The organism is Nonomuraea sp. NPDC003707, assembly GCF_053587055.1.
Genome location: NZ_JBSFNK010000003.1, coordinates 249,539 through 266,558 on the forward strand (window position 1 = coordinate 249,539; position 17,020 = coordinate 266,558).

14 protein-coding genes are annotated in these 17,020 nt (G+C 71.1%); 7 read left to right on the forward strand and 7 right to left on the reverse strand.

Annotated elements, in window-relative coordinates; genetic code table 11:
- Positions 1-26 precede the first annotated feature (26 nt).
- The 4 genes from ACWDRB_RS08795 to ACWDRB_RS08810 form a co-directional block, all read right to left on the reverse strand.
- Positions 27-902: a carbohydrate ABC transporter permease gene (locus ACWDRB_RS08795; RefSeq protein WP_449892520.1), complete on the reverse strand. Its 876-nt coding sequence runs from the start codon at positions 900-902 to the stop codon at positions 27-29.
- Complete coding sequence (locus tag ACWDRB_RS08800; RefSeq protein WP_449892521.1) at positions 899-1,882, reverse strand: ABC transporter permease; 984 nt, start codon at positions 1,880-1,882, stop codon at positions 899-901. The genes ACWDRB_RS08795 and ACWDRB_RS08800 overlap by 4 nt, the downstream gene beginning before the upstream one ends.
- Positions 1,879-4,245 carry a beta-xylosidase/alpha-l-arabinosidase gene (locus ACWDRB_RS08805; protein ID WP_449892522.1) on the reverse strand — a complete coding sequence of 789 codons (2,367 nt, stop codon included), beginning with the start codon at positions 4,243-4,245 and terminating at the stop codon, positions 1,879-1,881. The genes ACWDRB_RS08800 and ACWDRB_RS08805 overlap by 4 nt, the downstream gene beginning before the upstream one ends.
- Before the next feature lie 212 nt (positions 4,246-4,457).
- A complete protein-coding gene (locus ACWDRB_RS08810; RefSeq protein WP_449892523.1) occupies positions 4,458-5,168 on the reverse strand; it encodes an IclR family transcriptional regulator in 711 nt (236 codons plus the stop codon).
- Between the two features lie 200 nt (positions 5,169-5,368).
- Here ACWDRB_RS08810 and ACWDRB_RS08815 point away from each other — a divergent pair, with 200 nt between their 5' ends.
- The 3 genes from ACWDRB_RS08815 to ACWDRB_RS08825 are packed head-to-tail and all read left to right on the forward strand — an operon-like array spanning position 5,369 to position 10,771.
- The gene (locus ACWDRB_RS08815; protein WP_397366796.1) at positions 5,369-6,511 is read left to right on the forward strand and encodes a pyridoxal-phosphate-dependent aminotransferase family protein; all 1,143 of its coding nucleotides are present in this window, start codon (positions 5,369-5,371) and stop codon (positions 6,509-6,511) included.
- Positions 6,508-9,291 carry an FAD-binding and (Fe-S)-binding domain-containing protein gene (locus tag ACWDRB_RS08820; RefSeq protein ID WP_449892524.1) on the forward strand — a complete coding sequence of 928 codons (2,784 nt, stop codon included), beginning with the start codon at positions 6,508-6,510 and terminating at the stop codon, positions 9,289-9,291. The genes ACWDRB_RS08815 and ACWDRB_RS08820 overlap by 4 nt, the downstream gene beginning before the upstream one ends.
- A 25-nt stretch (positions 9,292-9,316) precedes the next feature.
- The gene (locus tag ACWDRB_RS08825; protein ID WP_449892525.1) at positions 9,317-10,771 is read left to right on the forward strand and encodes an SLC13 family permease; all 1,455 of its coding nucleotides are present in this window, start codon (positions 9,317-9,319) and stop codon (positions 10,769-10,771) included.
- Between the two features lie 72 nt (positions 10,772-10,843).
- Here the strand turns inward: ACWDRB_RS08825 and ACWDRB_RS08830 are convergent, their stop codons facing one another.
- The gene (locus ACWDRB_RS08830; RefSeq protein ID WP_449892526.1) at positions 10,844-12,037 is read right to left on the reverse strand and encodes an aminotransferase class I/II-fold pyridoxal phosphate-dependent enzyme; all 1,194 of its coding nucleotides are present in this window, start codon (positions 12,035-12,037) and stop codon (positions 10,844-10,846) included.
- A gap of 204 nt (positions 12,038-12,241) precedes the next feature.
- Between ACWDRB_RS08830 and ACWDRB_RS08835 the strand changes: the two genes are divergently transcribed.
- Genes ACWDRB_RS08835 through ACWDRB_RS08850 form a run of 4 tightly spaced genes read left to right on the forward strand, consistent with a single transcriptional unit; the run spans position 12,242 to position 15,316 of the window.
- Positions 12,242-12,784, forward strand: coding sequence for an LGFP repeat-containing protein (locus ACWDRB_RS08835; protein WP_449892527.1), 543 nt, complete (start codon positions 12,242-12,244; stop codon positions 12,782-12,784).
- A gap of 51 nt (positions 12,785-12,835) precedes the next feature.
- On the forward strand, positions 12,836-13,774 hold the full coding sequence (locus tag ACWDRB_RS08840; protein WP_449892528.1) for an ABC transporter ATP-binding protein: 939 nt from the start codon (positions 12,836-12,838) through the stop codon (positions 13,772-13,774).
- On the forward strand, positions 13,771-14,526 hold the full coding sequence (locus ACWDRB_RS08845; RefSeq protein ID WP_449892529.1) for an ABC transporter permease: 756 nt from the start codon (positions 13,771-13,773) through the stop codon (positions 14,524-14,526). Before ACWDRB_RS08840 ends, ACWDRB_RS08845 begins: the two co-directional genes overlap by 4 nt.
- A complete protein-coding gene (locus ACWDRB_RS08850) occupies positions 14,519-15,316 on the forward strand; it encodes an ABC transporter permease (protein ID WP_449892530.1) in 798 nt (265 codons plus the stop codon). Before ACWDRB_RS08845 ends, ACWDRB_RS08850 begins: the two co-directional genes overlap by 8 nt.
- Before the next feature lie 21 nt (positions 15,317-15,337).
- Here the strand turns inward: ACWDRB_RS08850 and ACWDRB_RS08855 are convergent, their stop codons facing one another.
- Both ACWDRB_RS08855 and ACWDRB_RS08860 read right to left on the reverse strand, forming a co-directional pair.
- Complete coding sequence (locus ACWDRB_RS08855) at positions 15,338-16,504, reverse strand: globin domain-containing protein (protein ID WP_449892531.1); 1,167 nt, start codon at positions 16,502-16,504, stop codon at positions 15,338-15,340.
- A 44-nt stretch (positions 16,505-16,548) separates the two neighbouring features.
- Positions 16,549-17,010: an RrF2 family transcriptional regulator gene (locus ACWDRB_RS08860; RefSeq protein WP_449892532.1), complete on the reverse strand. Its 462-nt coding sequence runs from the start codon at positions 17,008-17,010 to the stop codon at positions 16,549-16,551.
- Between the last annotated feature and the right edge of the window lie 10 nt (positions 17,011-17,020).

Sequence of the window (17,020 nt, forward strand, 5' to 3'; positions counted from 1 at the left end):
GGGGGATCCTTTCGGGAGGACAGTGGTTAACCCTTGACCGCGCCGAGCATGACGCCCGAGACGAAGTACCTCTGCACGAAGGGGTAGACCGCCAGGATGGGGAGGACGGTGAGCATGATCGTCACCGACTGGATGTTGGCCGCCGCCGCCGACGCCTCGCTGAGCGACGCGCCCGCGGACTCGGCGCCGGTGGCGCCCGCGATGAGGTTGCGCAGGTAGATGGTCACGGGGAACAACTCGGTCTTGTTCAGGTAGAGGAACGCCGTGAACCACGAGTTCCAGAACGAGACCGCGTAGAACAGCACCATCGTGGCGATGACCGCCTTCGACAGCGGCAGCACCACTCGCCACAGGACGCCGTAGGTGTTCAGGCCGTCGATGGCGGCGGCCTCCTCCAGCTCCTGCGGCAGGCCCTCGAAGAACGCCTTCATGACCAGGAGGTTGAAGACGCTGATGGCGTTGGGCAGGACGATGGCCCAGATGGAGTTGGTCAGCCCGAGGCCGTTGACCAGCACGTAGTTGGGGATCAGGCCGCCGGAGAAGATCATGGTGAAGACGGCGACCCAGATCAGGAACGTGCGGCCCCTGAGGTGCTTCTTGGACAGCACGTACGCGTAGCACGTCGTCAGCAGCATGGCGATCGCCGTGGCCACGACGGTGTAGACAATCGTGTTGCCGTAGTTCGTCCAGAACATCGAGTCCGACACCACGAGCTTGTAGGTCGTGATGTTGAACCCGCGCGGGATGAGGTTGACCTGCCCGCCGACGATGTAGCGCTCCTCGCTGAACGAGCGGGCGAGGATGTTGAGGAAGGGGTAGAGCGTCACGATCACGACGCCGCTCAGGATGACGGCGTTGACCGCCTGGAAGGCGCGGTAGCCACGGGTCTTCTCGAGGGTCACCACAGGCTCGTCCCTACTGTGCGGCGGGAGATCAGGTTCGCCGAGAGGATCAGCACCACGCCGACCAGGGCCTCGAACAGGCCGATCGCGGCGGCGTAGCTCAGGTTGCTGGACTCCACGCCCATCCGGTACAGGTACGTGGAGATCACGTCCGCCGTCGGGTAGGTCAGCGGGTTGTACAGCAGCAGGACCTTCTCGAAGCCCACGGCCATGAACGTGCCGATGTTGAGGATCAGCAGCGTGATCGCCGTCGGCCGGATGCCCGGCAGGGTGACGTGCCAGATCTGCCGCCACCGGCCGGCGCCGTCCATCCGGGCCGCCTCGTAGAGCTGCTCGTCGATGGTGGTCAACGCGGCCAGGTAGAGGATGGTGCCCCAGCCGACGGTCTGCCAGACCTCCGACGAGACGAAGATCGTGCGGAACCACTCGGGTTTCTGCAGGAACGCGGTGGGCTCCCCGCCGAACACCTTGACGATCTGGTTCACCGGCCCGTCGATGGCCAGCATCTGCATGACGATGCCGGCCACGATGACCATCGACAGGAAGTGCGGCAGGTACGACACCGACTGCAGGAACCGCTTCACGCGCCGGTTGCGCACCTCGTTGAGCAGCAGCGCCAGCACGATCGGCAGCGGAAAGCAGAACAGCAGGGTCAGCGCGCCGAGGATGAGCGTGTTGGCGAACACGGTCCAGAACGACGGGTCGTTCAGGAACATCTTCACGTACCGCAGGCCCACCCAGGTCTCGCCGAAGATGCTCCCGCCGGGCTCGAACTTGCGGAAGGCGATCACGTTGCCGAGCATCGGGAGGTACCGGAAGATCGCGAAGAACAGCAGCGGCAGGATCGCCAGCGAGTACAGCTGCCAGTCGCGGCGGATCGCGTGCCGCCAGGTGCCGGGTTTGGCCCGTCTGCGCCGGCTGGGCGCCGACCCCGCCGCCCGCGCGTCTCGCGGCGGATTGTCCAACGACGTTGTGCTCATCCCGCTCCTTCCCGTGTGATACGAGCCGTGACCAGCAGGTTCCTGTCGTGCCCTAGCTCGCGCTCGGCGCCGGTCAGGCGCAGCGGCACGGCCGCCACCATGCCCGCCACCATGCCCGCCACCGTGCCCGTCGCCGGGTCCGTCGCGGCGTCCCCGCTGGAGCGCGCGAAGCGCAGCTCGACGTCGCCGGGCTCGACGATGCGCCGGCCGCGCACGCCGGTGAACGACGCGGCGTCGGCCGGGACGGTGAACTCCACGCGGGCGGCCTGCCCGGCCTCCAGCGGGACGCGGGCGTAGCCGACCAGCCGCACCACCGGCCTGGTGGTCTGCGCGACCGGGTCGTGCAGGTAGAGCTGGACGACCTCGGCGCCGGCCCGCGATCCGGTGTTGCGGACGCTCACCCCGACGGTGACCTCGCCGTCCACCGGCCACTCGGCCGCGCCCGTGTCGAGGAGCTCCCACTCGAACGTGGTGTAGCTCAGCCCGTGCCCGAACGAGTACGCGGGCGTCGGGTCCACCGACGACACCTGCGTACGGCGCCCGAGCCACGGCGACAGGTAGGTGGCGGGCAGGCCGCCGGCGTCGCGCGGCACGCTGACCGGCAGGCGACCGGTCGGGTTGACGGCGCCGGTGAGCACCTCCGCCAGCGCCTGGCCGCCCCGCTGGCCGGGGAAGAAGCCGTAGACGACGGCCGCGGCCGCGTCGAACTCGGGGCCCAGCGCGTACGGCCGCCCGGCCAGCAGCACCAGGACCACCGGAGTGCCGGTCGCCAGCACCGCCCGGACCAGCTCGGACTGCACGCCCGGCAGGCGCAGGTCGGCGGCGTCACAGCCCTCGCCGGAGGTGCCGCGCCCGAAGAGCCCCGCCCGGTCGCCGACGGCGAGCACGCACACGTCGCTCTCCGCCGCCGCGGCGACGGCCGCCGCGATCCCGGAGGTGTCGTCGCCGGTGATCTCGCAGCCCGGCTCGTACGCGAGATCGGGGACCAGCGCGCCGAGCGCCTCGCGCAGCGACGGGAGGTCGAGCCCCAGCCCGTGCTCGGGGTGCGGGCCCACGTGCGCGGGGAAGGCGTAGCAGCCGAGCATCGCCATCGGGTCGTCGGCCACCGGCCCCACGAGCGCCACCCGCCGGCCCGGCGCGAGCGGCAGGACGCCGCCGGTGTTGCGCACCAGCACGATCGACTCGCGCGCCAGGCGCAGGGCGAGCTCCTGGCTCTCCTCGTCGTCGAGCCGCACGTCGGCGGCGTCGCCGGGAAGCGGCCGCCAGTCCTCGTCGAGCAGCCCCAGCTCGGCCTTCTGCGCCAGCACCCGGGCCAGCGCGCGGTCGATGAGCGCCTCGTTCACCTGTCCCGACTTCACGGCCTCGATCAGCGGGGGGCCGAAGGTGTCCACCGTGGGCAGCTCGACGTCGATCCCGGCCCGCAGCGCGAGCCCGGCCGCGTCCGCGGCCTCCGCCGCGACGCCGTGCAGCTTGTGCAGGAACCGGATGGAGAAGTAGTCGGCGACCACCGTGCCCGCGAACCCCCACTCCTCGCGCAGCAGCCCGGTCAGCAGCTCCTCGTCGGCCGCGACGGGGACACCGTCGATCTCGGCGTAGGAGTTCATCACCGACCGGGCGCCGCCCAGGCGCAGGGCCATCTCGAACGGCGGCAGGATCACGTCCGCCAGTTCCCTGCCTCCCATGTGGGCGGGGGCGAGGTTACGGCCGCCCCGGGAGGCGGAGTAGCCGGCGAAGTGCTTCAGGGTGGCGACGAGGCCCGCGCCCTCAAGCCCGCGCACGTAGGCCGCGCCGACCGTCCCGACCAGGTAGGGGTCCTCGCCGATCGTCTCCTCGGTGCGGCCCCAGCGGTAGTCGCGGGTGACGTCGAGGACCGGGGCCAGGCCCTGGTGGACGCCGGCGGCCCGCATGGACCGGCCGATCCGCCCGGCCACCTCCTCGATCAGCTCGGGGTCGAAGGAGGCGCCCCAGCTCAGCGGCGCCGGGTACACCGTCGCCCGCCAGGCGGCGAAGCCGGTCAGGCACTCCTCGTGGACCTGCGCCGGGATCCCGAACCTGCCGGCGGCCACGATCTGGGCCTGCGAGGCGGCCAGCGAGCGCGCGCCGGCGACGGGATCGACCGGCGCCGTGCCGAACGGGCGGGTCAGCTGGCCCAGCCCGTGGGCGATGACGTCGCTCCACTCCACGCCCGCCATGTCGGCCTGGTGCGGGGCGACGCCTCCCCCTGACGCGTCGGCGCCGACCCAGACGCCCACGAGCTGGGCGATCTTCTCCTCCAGCGTCATGAGCGGGATGAGCACCTCGGCCCGCTCGGCGGCAGTCAGCCGCGTGTCCCGCCACTTGTCGATTGGTACCTGGCCCCTCATGCCACCCTTTCGGCTCTTAGCCGGCCTGCCGCCGAAACTTTCGAGGAATTCCCGTTAATATTGCGGCAACTTATGGGTCCAGGTTTCGGCGTGTCAAGAGGGTGCAAACTGTTATATTCGTGCTGATCACCGCAGGGTCAGGCCAGCATTCGACGCCCGCATTTCCAGAAAGTTTCCGGATGCTCAGATGACAAGTTGCCGTTCAGCCACGCTCAGGTCAGGGACTCCGTCAGAGTGCGGGCCGCCTGGGTGACCAACTTGCCGTACTCCCCGCGCAGTTCCTCCGGCATGCGGCTGGCGGGGGTGGAGATGCTGACGCTGGCGACCGGGCCGTCCGGGCCCAGCACGGCGGCGGCGACGGCCGCGATGTCGGAGCGCCACTCACCGCGGTTGTCCGCGTAACCCCGCGCCCGGACCGCAGCCAGCTCGGCGGCCAGCGCCTCGGGGTCGATGATCGTCGTGTCCGTGTACGACGCGAGCTCCGGCAGCGGGGCGGACCTGTGCGCGAGCACGGCCTTGCCGTTGGCCGAGGCGTGCAGCGGGAGCCTGATGCCGAGCGGCAGCACGATGCGCAGCGGCTTGTCGGTCTCCAGCCGCTCGATCAGGACGACCGCGTCGCCCTCCGGCACCATCAGGTGGATCGTCTCCCCGGTGCGCTGCCGCAACTGCTCCATGACCGGCATCGCCGCGTCCCGCAGGCCCAGCTCCGTCCTGCGGCCGACCTGGAACGCCTTGCTCGTCACCTGCCAGCGCGTGATCTCGCCCGCGGCGGGCCTGATCCACCCGGCCTCGTGCAGCGTCCTCAGCGAGCGCTGCACCGTGCTCTTGGGCAGCCCGAGCACCCGGGCCAGCTCCCCGACTCCGGCGGGCTGGCGGGCGGCGACCTCTTCGAGCACCCGGAGGGCGTTGATCACGTTCTGCATCCATTGACTCCTCTGCGGACCGATTTTAATGTTAGTGAACCGCAACACGGCACACCGTGCCGTGACACGGCACGCGTGAGGGAGCGCCTGTGTCTGGACTGAGGAACGCAGGGAGCGAAGCGACCGGAGAGACGAGGGAAGACACAGGACCCCAGCGACCGAACCGCGATCCGAAGGATCGCCATGAGGCGCGTCAAGACGTGGGGCGTCATTTCCTGCAGATCCCAGGACCGACCAACGTTCCCGACCGGGTGCTGCGCGCCATCGCCCAGCCCACCGTCGATCACCGCGGCCCCGCCTTCGCCCGCCTGGCCGGCGAGGTCCTGGAGCGGCTGAAGGCGGTCTTCCGGACCCGCCATCACGTGATCGTCTACCCGTCGTCGGGGACGGGCGCGTGGGAGGCGGCGCTGGTCAACACGCTCTCGCCCGGGGACAGGGTACTGGCGTACGAGACCGGGCACTTCTCCGCGCTGTGGTGCGAGATGGCCGCCCGGCTGGGGCTGGTCGTGGACCTGGTGCCCGGCGACTGGCGGCACGGCGCCGACCCCGACGCGATCGCCGGCCGCCTCACCGCCGAGCACGCCGCCGTCATGGTCGTGCACAACGAGACCTCGACCGGCGTGCGCAGCCGGATCCCGGAGATCCGCGCGGCCGTCGACCGGACCGGGCACTCCCCGCTGCTGCTGGTGGACACGATCTCGTCGCTGGGCTCCATGGACTACCGCCACGACGAATGGGGCGTGGACGTGACCGTCGGCTGCTCGCAGAAGGGGCTCATGCTGCCGCCCGGCATCGGGCTCAACGCGGTCAGCCCGAAGGCGCTGGCCCACCGGGGGCGGCTGCCCCGCTCGTACTGGGACTGGGAGCCGATCATCGCGGCCAACCGCGGCGGCTTCTACCCGTACACGCCGCCGACCAACCTGCTCTACGGGCTGCGCGAGGCGCTCGTCATGCTGCTGGAGGAGGAAGGGCTGGCGGAGGTCTTCCGCCGCCACGACCGGCACGCCGAGGCGACGCGGCGCGCCGTACGGGCGTGGGGGCTCGAGGTGCTCTGCGCCGACGAGCGGGAGCACTCGAGCTCGCTCACCGCGGTGCTGATGCCGGACGGGCACGACGCCGACGCGGTCAGGAAGCTCATCCTCGATCGGTACGACATGTCGCTCGGCACCGGGCTCGGGCGGCTCGCGGGGCGCGTCTTCCGGATCGGCCACCTCGGCCACTTCAACGACCTGACGCTGGCCGGCACGCTGAGCGGCGTCGAGATGGGGCTGAGCGCGGCCGGGGTGCCGATCAAGGAAGGCGGGACGCGCGCGGCGCTGGCGTACCTGGAGGGGGCCGAATGACCCTGGCCCGGACCCTGTCCCGGCTGCTCGAAGGAGACGTCAGGGACGATCCGTACACCAGGCATCTGTACGCCTCCGACGCCAGCATGTACGCCATCGAGCCGCTCGCCGTCGCCTTCCCCCGGCACGCCGGCGACGTCCAGGCGCTGGTCGCGGCCTGCGGCGAGCTGGGGGTGCCGGTGCTGCCGCGCGGGGCGGGCACCAGCCTGGCCGGGCAGACGGTCGGGGCGGCGGTGATCGTCGACTTCTCCCGCCACATGAACCGCATCCTGGAGATCGACGGCAGGAGCGCCCGCGTGCAGCCGGGCGTCGTGCAGGACCAGCTCAACCGGGCGGCCCGCAAACACGGGCTGATGTTCGGGCCCGACACCTCGACCAGCAACCGGGCCACGATCGGCGGCATGATCGGCAACAACTCGGCGGGCAGCCACTCCGTGCTCTACGGGTCCACCGTGGACCACGTCGAGTCGCTGCGGGTGGTGCTCGCCGACGCCACCACTCCCGACCTGCGCTCCGACGCCCGCCTGGGCGCGGCCGTGGCCGGGGCGCTGCAGGGGGTGGACCTGTCCGGGTTCCCGCGCTTCTGGCGGCACTCGGGCGGCTACCGCCTGGACCTGGCCGCCCGTGACCTGCCCGACCTCACCAAGCTGGTCGTCGGCTCCGAGGGCACGCTGGCCGTGGTGACCGAGGCCACGGTCGGGCTCGTGGACCGGCCCCGGGCCAAGGCCATCGCCGTCGGCCACTTCACCTCCACGCCGTCCGCCATCGCCGCCACCGCGGACGCGCTCTCCTTCGAGGCCGCCTCGGTCGAGCTGATCGACAAGGCCATCCTCGACCTGTCCAGGCGGCGCGTGGACTACGCCGGGCTCGGCGACATCCTGTCCGGCGACCCCGAGGCGCTGCTGTTCGTCGAGTTCTTCGGCGACAGCCCGGCCGAGGTGGCCGACCGCGTGGACAAGCTCGCCGCCACCTGGAAGGCGAACGGCCACGGCTACCACACCCTGCGGGCCGTCACCGCCGGGCAGCAGGCCGCCGTGCTCAAGGTCCGCAAGGCGGGGCTCGGGCTGCTGATGGCCTCCAGCGTGGGCAGCCGCAGGCCGCTGGCGTTCGTGGAGGACACGGCCGTGCCGCCGGAGCGGCTGCTGCCGTACGTCGAGGAGTTCGCGGAGATCCTCTCCCGGCACGGGCTCTCCGCGGGGTTCTACGGCCACTGCTCGGTCGGCTGCCTGCACATCCGCCCCTTCGTCGACCTGCGCGTGCCCGACGAGATCGGCACCATGCGCGCGGTCGCCGAGGAGATCGCCGAGCTGGCCGCCCGGCACGGCGGCGTCAACTCCAGCGAGCACGGCGACGGGCTGGCGCGCTCCGAGTTCAACCGGCGGCTGTTCGGCGACGCGGTCTACGAGGCGATGCGGCGCATCAAGCACGCCTTCGACCCGCGCGGGCTGCTGAACCCCGGCAAGATCGTGGACGCGCCCCCGATGACGGAGCACCTGCGCGATCCCGCGATGCCCGCGCCGCGCCCGCTGCGCACCACTCTGTCGTTCGCGGACGGCATGCACGCCGCCGCCGACCGGTGCATGAACGTCGGGGTCTGCCGCAAGGACGACACGGGCGTCATGTGCCCGTCGTACATGGCCACCCGCGAGGAGGAGCACTCCACCCGCGGCCGCGCCAACGCCCTGGTCAAGGCCCTGTCCTCGGACGACCCCCGGCAGGCCCTCGGCGACGAGAGGCTGCACGGGATCCTCGACCTCTGCCTGGAGTGCAAGGCCTGCCAGTCGGAGTGCCCGCTGGGCGTGGACATGGCGGCGATGAAGAGCGAGTTCCTGCACCAGTACCAGGAGACCCACGGCGTGCCGCCGCGGTCGCGGCTGTTCGGGGCGATCCGGACGCTCAACCGGCTCGGCTCGGCCACCGCGCCCCTGTCGAACTGGCTGGCCGCCCCCCTGCGCGGGCCGCTCGGGCTGAGCACCCGGCGGCCGCTGCCCCGCTTCCGCCGCGACAACCTGCTCCGCTGGTTCGCCCGCCGGCCGCCCGCCGCCGGGCGGCGTTCCGGGCGGCGGGAGGTGATCCTGCTCGCGGACTCCTTCACCTCCTTCAGCGAGCCCGGCATCGGGCGGGCCGCCGTCGAACTGCTGGAGCGCGCCGGCTATCAGGTGCGCCTGGAGTCCGAGGGCTGCTGCGGCCGATCCAGCATCTCCAAGGGGCTGCTGGACCGGGCCCGCTCGATGGCCGAGGCCCTGGTCGGCCGGCTCGCCGGCTCGGACGCGCCGATCGTCGGGCTGGAGCCGTCCTGCCTGCTCACGCTCAAGGACGAGTACGCCGCGCTGCTCCCCGGCGACCCCCGGGTGGCGGCGGTGGCGGCGCGGGCCAGGCTCATCCCCGAGCTGCTGGCGGAGGCCGTCGACGACGGCTCGCTGCCGCTGAACGGCGGGCTGAGCGGGCGACGGATCCTCCTGCACGGCCACTGCCACGAGAAGGCCGTCGTCGGCACCGCGGCCACGCGCGAGCTGCTGTCCAGGATCCCGGGAGCGGAGGTGGAAGAGATCGACGCCGGCTGCTGCGGCATGGCCGGATCGTTCGGATTCGAGAGCGAGCACTACGACCTGTCCATGAAGATCGGCGGCCTCCGGCTCTTCCCGGCGATCGCCGCATCCTCGCCCGACACCCTGCTGGCGGCCACGGGGGTCTCGTGCCGCCAGCAGATCGCCCACGGCGCGGGACGCGCTGCCCGCCATCCGGTCGAGCTCCTTCACCAGGTGGTCGACCTGCCATAACGCTCGGGGGAGATCGGAGTACGCAGTGTCCGCAGAGCTCCTGTCCATTCTCGCCCTCATCGTCATGTTCGTCATCGCGACCGTCTTCCCCGTGAACCTGGGTGCGCTGGCCCTGGTCGGCGCCTTCCTCGTCGGCACGCTGGCCGCCGGGATGAGCACGGACGACATCCTGGGGGCCTTCCCCGGCAGCCTGTTCGTGATCCTGGTCGGGGTGACGCTGCTGTTCGCGATCGCCACCAACAACGGCACGGTCGACTGGCTCGTACGGGCCGCCGTGCACCTGGTACGCGGCCGGCTGGCCGCCATCCCGATCGTGGTGTTCGCCATCTCGGCGCTGCTGACGGCCGTGGGCGCGCCGGCCCCGGCGGTGGCGGCGATCCTGGCGCCCATCGCTTTCGGGTTCGCGGCCGACTACCGGATCCATCCGATGCTGATCGGGCTCATGGTGGCGCACGGCACGCAGGCGGGCGCGTTCTCGCCGATCAGCGTGCTGGGCGGGATCGTGAACGGGGTGACCAGGGACGCGAAGCTGCCCGTCGACGACCTGGTGCTGTTCCTGTCGAGCTTCGCGTTCAACGCGGGCGCGGCGGCGGTCGTGTTCTTCATCTTCGGCGGCCGTCACCTGGTCAATCGCGGCGCCGTCTCCCCCGACGCGCCCGCCCCTTCGCCCGCCACCTCCTCGCCCGCCGCCTCTTTGGCCGCCTCGCCTTCGGGTGGGGCCGCTACCGGCCCGTCGTCCGGCGCGTCCGCCGCCGGTTCGTCGTCCGGCGGGTCCGCCCCCGGAGCCGCGGCCACGTCCGTCTCCGTGGAGACCGCCGACGATGCCGCGGCTCCGGAACCGGTCCCCGACGCCTCCGACGCGGGGTCCGGCGGCCTGCGCCTCACCCCGCACCAGGCGCTGACCCTGACCGGCATCGTCGCCCTCTGCCTGGCGGTGCTGGTGTTCAAGCTGGACGTCGGCCTGACCGCCGTCACCGTCGCCGTCGTCCTGTCCCTCACCTCCCCCAGGACGAACAAGGGCGCCGTCGAGCGGGTGGCCTGGCCGACCGTGCTGCTGATCTGCGGCGTCGTCACATACGTGGGCGTGCTCCAGGAGATCGGCACCGTCGACTACGTGGGCTCGGCGGTGGCGGCGATCGGCATCCCGCTGCTGGTCGCGCTGCTCATCTGCTACGTCGGAGGCGTGGTGTCGGCGTTCGCCTCGACGGTGGGCATCCTGGGTGCGCTGGTCCCGCTGGCCGTGCCGCTGCTCAACCAGGGCACCCTGGGCCCGGTCGCGATGATCGCGGCGCTGTCGGTGTCGTCGGCCATCGTGGACGTCAGCCCGTTCTCGACGACGGGGGCGCTGCTGGTGGCCAACGTCAGGGGCATGGAGCGGGACGCCTTCTACCGCAAGCTCCTGGCGTACGGCGCGGCGATCGTCGTGGTGGGCCCTCTGGCGGCCTGGGCCGTCCTGGTGGCGCCGGGCTGGCTCGGCTGACCCCGCCTCATGCAAGCCCCGCAACCCGGGGAGCGCGGGCCTCTTCGGGTTGCGGGCCGCTCACTCCTGGCGCTACCCCTCACGGACGAGCCGCAGGCGGCGTCCGGCCGTGGCGAACGCCGACACGATGCGTTCCTCCTGGGCCTCGGTGTGGGCGGCGGTGATGCTGACCCGGATGAGCGCCTCGCCGGGCGGGACTCCGGGCGAGATCATGGCGGTGGTGAAGACGCCTTCGTCGAACAGCTCCCGCCACAGCCGGAAGCACAGGAGGTCGTCGCCGACCGGCACCGCGATGACCGGCCGATCGGAGGGGACGACCGCGTAGCCCATCGCGGCCAGTTCCCCGCTCAACCGCTGTGCCGCCGCCCGCAGCCGGTGACGGCGCTCCGGCTCCGCGATGATGATCTCCAGAGCGGCCAGCGCGGCCGCGGCGCACGCCGGGGACAACGCGGCCGTGAACACCATGGACCGCGCGTAGTGCCGCAGGTAAGCGATGATCTCCTCGGGGCCGGCCACCGCGCCCCCGAGGGTGCCCAGTGCCTTGGAGAAGGTGATGGTCTGCAGATCGACCGCGCCCTCCAGCCCGTGCTGCTCGGCCGCCCCTCGCCCGGTCGCACCGAGCAGGCCGACGTCGTGGGCGCTGTCCATGACCACGCGGGCGCCGTACGCGCGGGCGAGCTTGGCGATGCCCGGCAGGTCGCACACGCTGCCGGAGGTGGAGAACATGCCCTCGGTGATGACCAGCCGCCCGGCGCCGGGGTCGGAGGCGTCGAGCAGCCGCTCCAGATGGTCCATGTCGTTGTGCCGGTAGCGCCGTAACCGTGCTCCGCCCAAGCGTACGGCGTCGATCAGGCAAGCGTGGACCAGCCGGTCTCCGATCACCGTGTCACCGTGCCCGATCAGCGCCCCGAGGGCGAGATTGGCCAGATAGCCCGCGCTGGTCACCATGACCGCCGCCCGCCCCAAGAAGGCCGCCAGTCGCGCTTCGAGCTCCTCGTGCAGCGCGAGCGAGCCGTTGCTGAGGCGTGAGCCACCGCTGCCGGCGCCCAGCCGCCGCGTCGCCCGGACCGCGGCCTCCTTCACACGTTCGTCGCCCGACAGGCCGAGGTAGTCGTTGGAGCCCGCCTGCACGAGCACCCGCCCGTCGATCACGACCTCGCCCCTGTCCGACCGCTCCTCGATCGCCTGATAATAGGGATAGACGCCGAGGTCCTTCACGAACTGATACGTCTCGGGCAGCCGGCATTTCGCGAACACATCGACCATGGCTTCTCGCCTTCCGAGCGGTTTCGTTGCACGGGCTCTCGTGAAAAAGTCTGCTCGATCGGCTGCCGTCGCCGTCCGCGTTGCGGCCCAGGACATGGCGGGAAATGGACCGCCGGCGGGAGGGGGTCCGGCGGTCAGCCGCACCTCAGCACATGAGTAGGCCCTACTCATGTCCCCCTGCCCGGTCCTGCCTACCTTCAAGGCATGAACAAGACACTGCGCATGACGGCGACCGCGGTGATGGTCGTGGCCGGGGCGGCCTTCGCCGCCCAGCCGGCCTCCGCGAGCTCGTGCCAGATCCAGCCGTACGGGCTGATCGGCGACTACTGGAGCTCGCTCGGCGGGGAGAACGCCATCATCGGCTGCCCCACCGACGAGGAGCGGGGCGTGCCGAACCGCAACGGCCGCAGGCAGAACTTCGACGACGGCCAGATCGCCTGGTCTCCGGACCAGGGCCCGAAAATGATCGTCGCGGCCTACTCCGTCAGGATCAACGGCAGGAACGGGCTGGTCTTCCGCTGGGGGCCGAGCACGCCCTTCAACTACGACTACTACCGGGTGACGCTCAGCGGCGGGCTGAAGGGCGAGCTGAAGCTGAAGGACCAGCCGCGTACGCGCGGCCGTCTCGTGGTCTACCCCGGTGCGGGCAAGCGGGTCAGTTTCAGCGTCATGGGCTGCGACAACAAGTTCCCCTCCGACACCTGCCGCCAGGGATGGACCATCTGGGTCTCGGCCACCTCCAGCTAGGTGCCGTGAAAACAAGTTGCAGCGTGCGCGCCCCGAAGAAAGTATTCGTGCATGATCCGGGTCGAGGGATTGACCAAGGTATTCCGCCGGCCACGCACCTTCCCCGGCCCCTTCGGGGCGTTACGCACACTGGTCACCCGGCAGTACGAGCACAAGACCGCCGTCGACGACGTCAGCTTCGCGATCGACGAGGGCGAGGTCATCGGCTACCTCGGACCGAACGGCGCGGGCAAGTCCACCACCATCAAGATCCTCACCGGCATCCTCACCCCGACGAGCGGCACCGTGCGGGTCAACGGTCTGGTGCCCTGGCGCAGCCGCTCGGCCAACGCGCGCAACGTCGGCGTGGTCTTCGGCCAGCGCAGCCAGCTGTGGTGGGACCTGCCGCTGATCGAGTCGTTACGGCTGGTGGGCTCGCTCTATGACGTTCCCGCCGCGCGCTTCGAGACGTCGCTGAAGAAGGTGCGCGACCTGCTCGGGCTCGACGAGTTCCTCGACACCCCGGTGCGCCAGCTCAGCCTGGGCCAGCGGATGCGGGGCGACCTGGCCGCGGCCGTGCTGTACGAACCTCCGCTGCTCTATCTCGACGAGCCGACCGTCGGGCTGGACGTGGTGGCCAAGGAGGCCGTACGCGAGTTCATCGTGGAGACCAACCGCGCCGGCCGCACCACCGTCATCCTGACCACGCACGATCTGGCCGACGTCGAGGCGTTGTGCAAGCGGATCATCCTCATCGACCACGGCCGGGTGCTGTTCGACGGTGCCATCGACGCGCTGGTGAACCAGCCCCGGCGGCTGGTGGTGCTGCTCGAGTCCGGGCCGGAGGAGGTGCGTGGCGTGCCGCGGGACGCCGAGGGGCGCTACGTCTTCGAGATCCACGACGACCTGCCGGGCATGATCGCCTCGATCTCCGCCGAACACACCATCCGCGACCTGTCGATCGAGGAACCCGACCTGGAGAGCGTGATCAAAGGGATCTACACCCGATGACGCGCATCGGCTTCCTCCTCGCCCTCGCCTACCGCAGCAACATCATCATGACCTGCGTGACGATGGTCGCCCAGGTGTTCCTGCTGCGCATGATCTGGACCGCCGTGTACGGCTCGCGCCCCGTGGCCGCCGGGCTCACGCTGGAGGCGCTGCTGGCCTACCTCACCTTGGTCAACCTGCAGGCCTTCGCCACCCAGACGCTCGTCTCCCGCACCGTCCATCACCGCATCCGTACCGGGATGGTCTTCTTCGACCTGGCCCGCCCGGCCGGCTACCTCCGGCAGATGGCCGCCTTCCAGGTCGGGAACACCGCCGGCGGGCTGCTGCTGCTCGCCCCGGTCGTCCCCGTGGTCCTGCTGGTCGGCTCGATCACCGTGCCGGTCAACGGCCCGGGCTATGTGATCACGCTGGTGCTCGGGTACGTGATCGCCGTGCAAATGGCGCTGCTGATCAGCCTGATCGGCTTCTGGACCATGGAGACCGGGGCCATCTCGTTGCTCTACCGGCTGGTCAGTCAGTTCTTCGCCGGGACGATGGTGCCGCTCGCCTTCTTCCCCGGCTTCCTGGGCGATCTGGCCGAGGTCCTGCCCTTCAAGTACATGGGCTACGTGCCCGCCGCGATCTACATCGGCCACATTTCCGATATTTCAGGACCTGTGGTGGTTGAGGTCGCCTGGGTCGCCGGACTGTGGGGCCTGCTCGAACTGACCTGGTCCCGGGCCCACCGAAGGGTGGTGATCCAGGGTGGCTGAGCTCCTCCGCGGCCTGCGGCTGTACGTCCTGCTCCAGCGCGCCTCCGCCCGCGGCGCCCTGCAGTACCGCATGAACACCGTGATCGGCATCCTCAGCGGCGCGATCTGGCAGGGCACCGGGTTCGCCTTCGTCTGGGTGGTGATGCACACCTTCCCGTCACTGGCGGGCTGGGGCCTGGCGGAGATCGCCTTCCTGTACGGCCTGCGCCTGACCGCCCACGCCCTGGCCATGATCCCCCTGATGAGCGTGAACGACATCCAGGGGCTCGTCCTCAACGGAGAGTTCGACCGCTTCCTGCTGCGCCCCCTCAACCCCCTCGTCCAGCTCATGGGCAACAGAATGGGCATCGCCCAGTTCGGCGACCTGCTCGTGGGCCTGACGCTGTTCGCCGTGGCCGGCCAGAACGCGCAGGTCCGGTGGAACGCCTGGCTGATCGTCTTCTGCCTGATGGCGATCGTCGGCGGCGCCCTCATCGAGGCCGCCTTCTTCCTCGCCCTCTGCTCCCTGTCGCTGCGCATGATCGACACCTTCGCGCTGCGGGTCTTCGTCGACGACGTCTTCAGCAAGTTCGGCTCGTACCCGATGAGGATCTTCGGCGGCGTGGTGGAGTGGCTGCTCACGTTCGTGCTGCCGGTCGCGTTCGTGGCGTACGTGCCGGCGAGCGTCGTACTGGGCAAGCTCGGCAACCCTTGGGCACTGGCCGCCCCGCTGGTGGGAGCGATCCTGATCGTGCTGGCGTACCTCGTGTGGCGGCGTCAGCTCGACCACTACCAGAGCGTCGGCCATTGAGCCCCGCCCCGAGAGCCGCTTTCAGGCCGCGCCGAGCCACAGGTCCGGGCCGAACACCTCGTAGTGGATGTCGCGCGGGGCGACCCCGGCCGTGATGAGCTCGCCGCGTGCCGTCCGCATGAACGGCACAGGCCCGCACATGTAGACGACCGCGCCCGCCGGGATGTCCACCTCGTCCAGGGACATCCTCCCGGTACGGGGGTGGCCTTCCTCGTACCAGAAGATCCGCTCCCCGCCGGGCAGGGCGTCGGCCAGGCGTTCCATGTCCGAGCGCAGGGCGTGGGCGGCCGGAGAACGGTCGGCGTGCAGCACCAGGACCCGGCGGGTGTCGCCGGTGAGCGCCAGGTGCTCCAGCATCGCGGTGATCGGGGTGCAGCCGATGCCCGCCGAGACGAGCACGAGCGGGGCTTGGCCGCCGTCGAGCGCCACGTCGCCGAACGGCGCGGACAGGGTCAGTTCGTCCCCCTCCTTGGCGGTGGCGTGCAGGAGGCTCGACACCTCGCCGTCGCCGACATGCTTGACCGTGATGCGGCGCAGGCCGTCCGCGCCGTTCCCCGAGAGCGTGTACTGGCGGAGCTGGCGGACGCCGTCGGGCATCCGTACCCGTACGCTGACGTACTGGCCGGGCCGGGCGGGCGGGGCCGGTGCGTCGCCGACCGGCCGCAGCACCAGCGACATGGCGTCCGCGGTCTCCTCGCGCCGCTCGACCACCTGCCACTGCCGCCAGGTGTCGCCGTGCCGGGCACCCGCGTCGGCGTACAGGCGGGCCTCGATGGCGATGAGCGCGCCGGCCATCAGCCAGTACACCTCGTCCCAGGCCGCCGCGACCGCGGGCGTGACGGCGTCGCCGAGCACCTCGGCGATCGCGCCGAACAGGTACTTCTGGACGATCACGTACTGATCGTCGGTCACCCCCACCGCCGCGTGCTTGTGCGCGACGCGCGCCAGCAGCGCGTCGGGGCGCTCGTCCGGGTTCGCGACCAGCGCGGCCGCGAACGCCGCGAAGGCGCCCGCCAGGGCCTGCCGCTGCTCGCCGTTGCGCTGGTTGCCGCGGTTGAACAGCCCGTCGAGCAGTTCGGGGCGGTCGGCGAACATGGACTCGTAGAACCTGGCCGTGATCGTCTCGAGCCGCGCCTTCACGACGGGCAGGGTTTCGCCGACGATCGCCGCGCTCTCAGCGGACAGCATGAGACCTCCCAGAAAGGACCATAAATTGGTATCTGGGATTCATATTATGCAAGGGCGGGGTCGGTCCCCTTTCCGGGGGGCGTCAACGACAGCAAAAGCGGCCCGGTCGGCGCGTCCACCAGGGAAGCGACCGTGATCGTGTCGAGCGAGGCGTAGAAGGCCTCCTGTGCCTGGCGCAGCGCGGACCGCAGCCGGCAGGCCGCCCGCAACGGGCACGGCGGGTCGTCCTCGCACCCCACCACGTCACCCGCGGCTTCGAGGGCGCGGACCAGGCCCCCGACCGTCGCCTCGCGCCCGGCCGCGGTGAGCTGCAACCCGCCGCCCCGCCCGCGCCTGGCCTCCACCACACCCAGCTCGCTCAGCCTCGCGACGGCCTTGGCGGCGTGGGTGTAGGGGACGGCGAGCAGGTCGGCGGCGGCCCGCGTGGTCAGCAGGTCGTCCGGATCCGCCACGGCCAGCCGCATCACGACGCGCAGGGAGATGTCGGTGAAGGCGGTCAGGCGCATGCACCCACGG

What these genes read in the sequence shown, in the direction of transcription:
- ACWDRB_RS08800 (WP_449892521.1), bottom strand. Translation starts at nt 1,882, where the DNA reads ATGAGCACAACGTCGTTGGACAATCCGCCGCGAGACGCGCGGGCGGCG.
- ACWDRB_RS08805 (WP_449892522.1), bottom strand. Translation starts at nt 4,245, where the DNA reads ATGAGGGGCCAGGTACCAATCGACAAGTGGCGGGACACGCGGCTGACT.
- ACWDRB_RS08810 (WP_449892523.1), bottom strand. Translation starts at nt 5,168, where the DNA reads ATGCAGAACGTGATCAACGCCCTCCGGGTGCTCGAAGAGGTCGCCGCC.
- ACWDRB_RS08820 (WP_449892524.1), top strand. Translation starts at nt 6,508, where the DNA reads ATGACCCTGGCCCGGACCCTGTCCCGGCTGCTCGAAGGAGACGTCAGG.
- ACWDRB_RS08830 (WP_449892526.1), bottom strand. Translation starts at nt 12,037, where the DNA reads ATGGTCGATGTGTTCGCGAAATGCCGGCTGCCCGAGACGTATCAGTTC.
- ACWDRB_RS08835 (WP_449892527.1), top strand. Translation starts at nt 12,242, where the DNA reads ATGAACAAGACACTGCGCATGACGGCGACCGCGGTGATGGTCGTGGCC.
- ACWDRB_RS08840 (WP_449892528.1), top strand. Translation starts at nt 12,836, where the DNA reads ATGATCCGGGTCGAGGGATTGACCAAGGTATTCCGCCGGCCACGCACC.
- ACWDRB_RS08845 (WP_449892529.1), top strand. Translation starts at nt 13,771, where the DNA reads ATGACGCGCATCGGCTTCCTCCTCGCCCTCGCCTACCGCAGCAACATC.
- ACWDRB_RS08855 (WP_449892531.1), bottom strand. Translation starts at nt 16,504, where the DNA reads ATGCTGTCCGCTGAGAGCGCGGCGATCGTCGGCGAAACCCTGCCCGTC.
- ACWDRB_RS08860 (WP_449892532.1), bottom strand. Translation starts at nt 17,010, where the DNA reads ATGCGCCTGACCGCCTTCACCGACATCTCCCTGCGCGTCGTGATGCGG.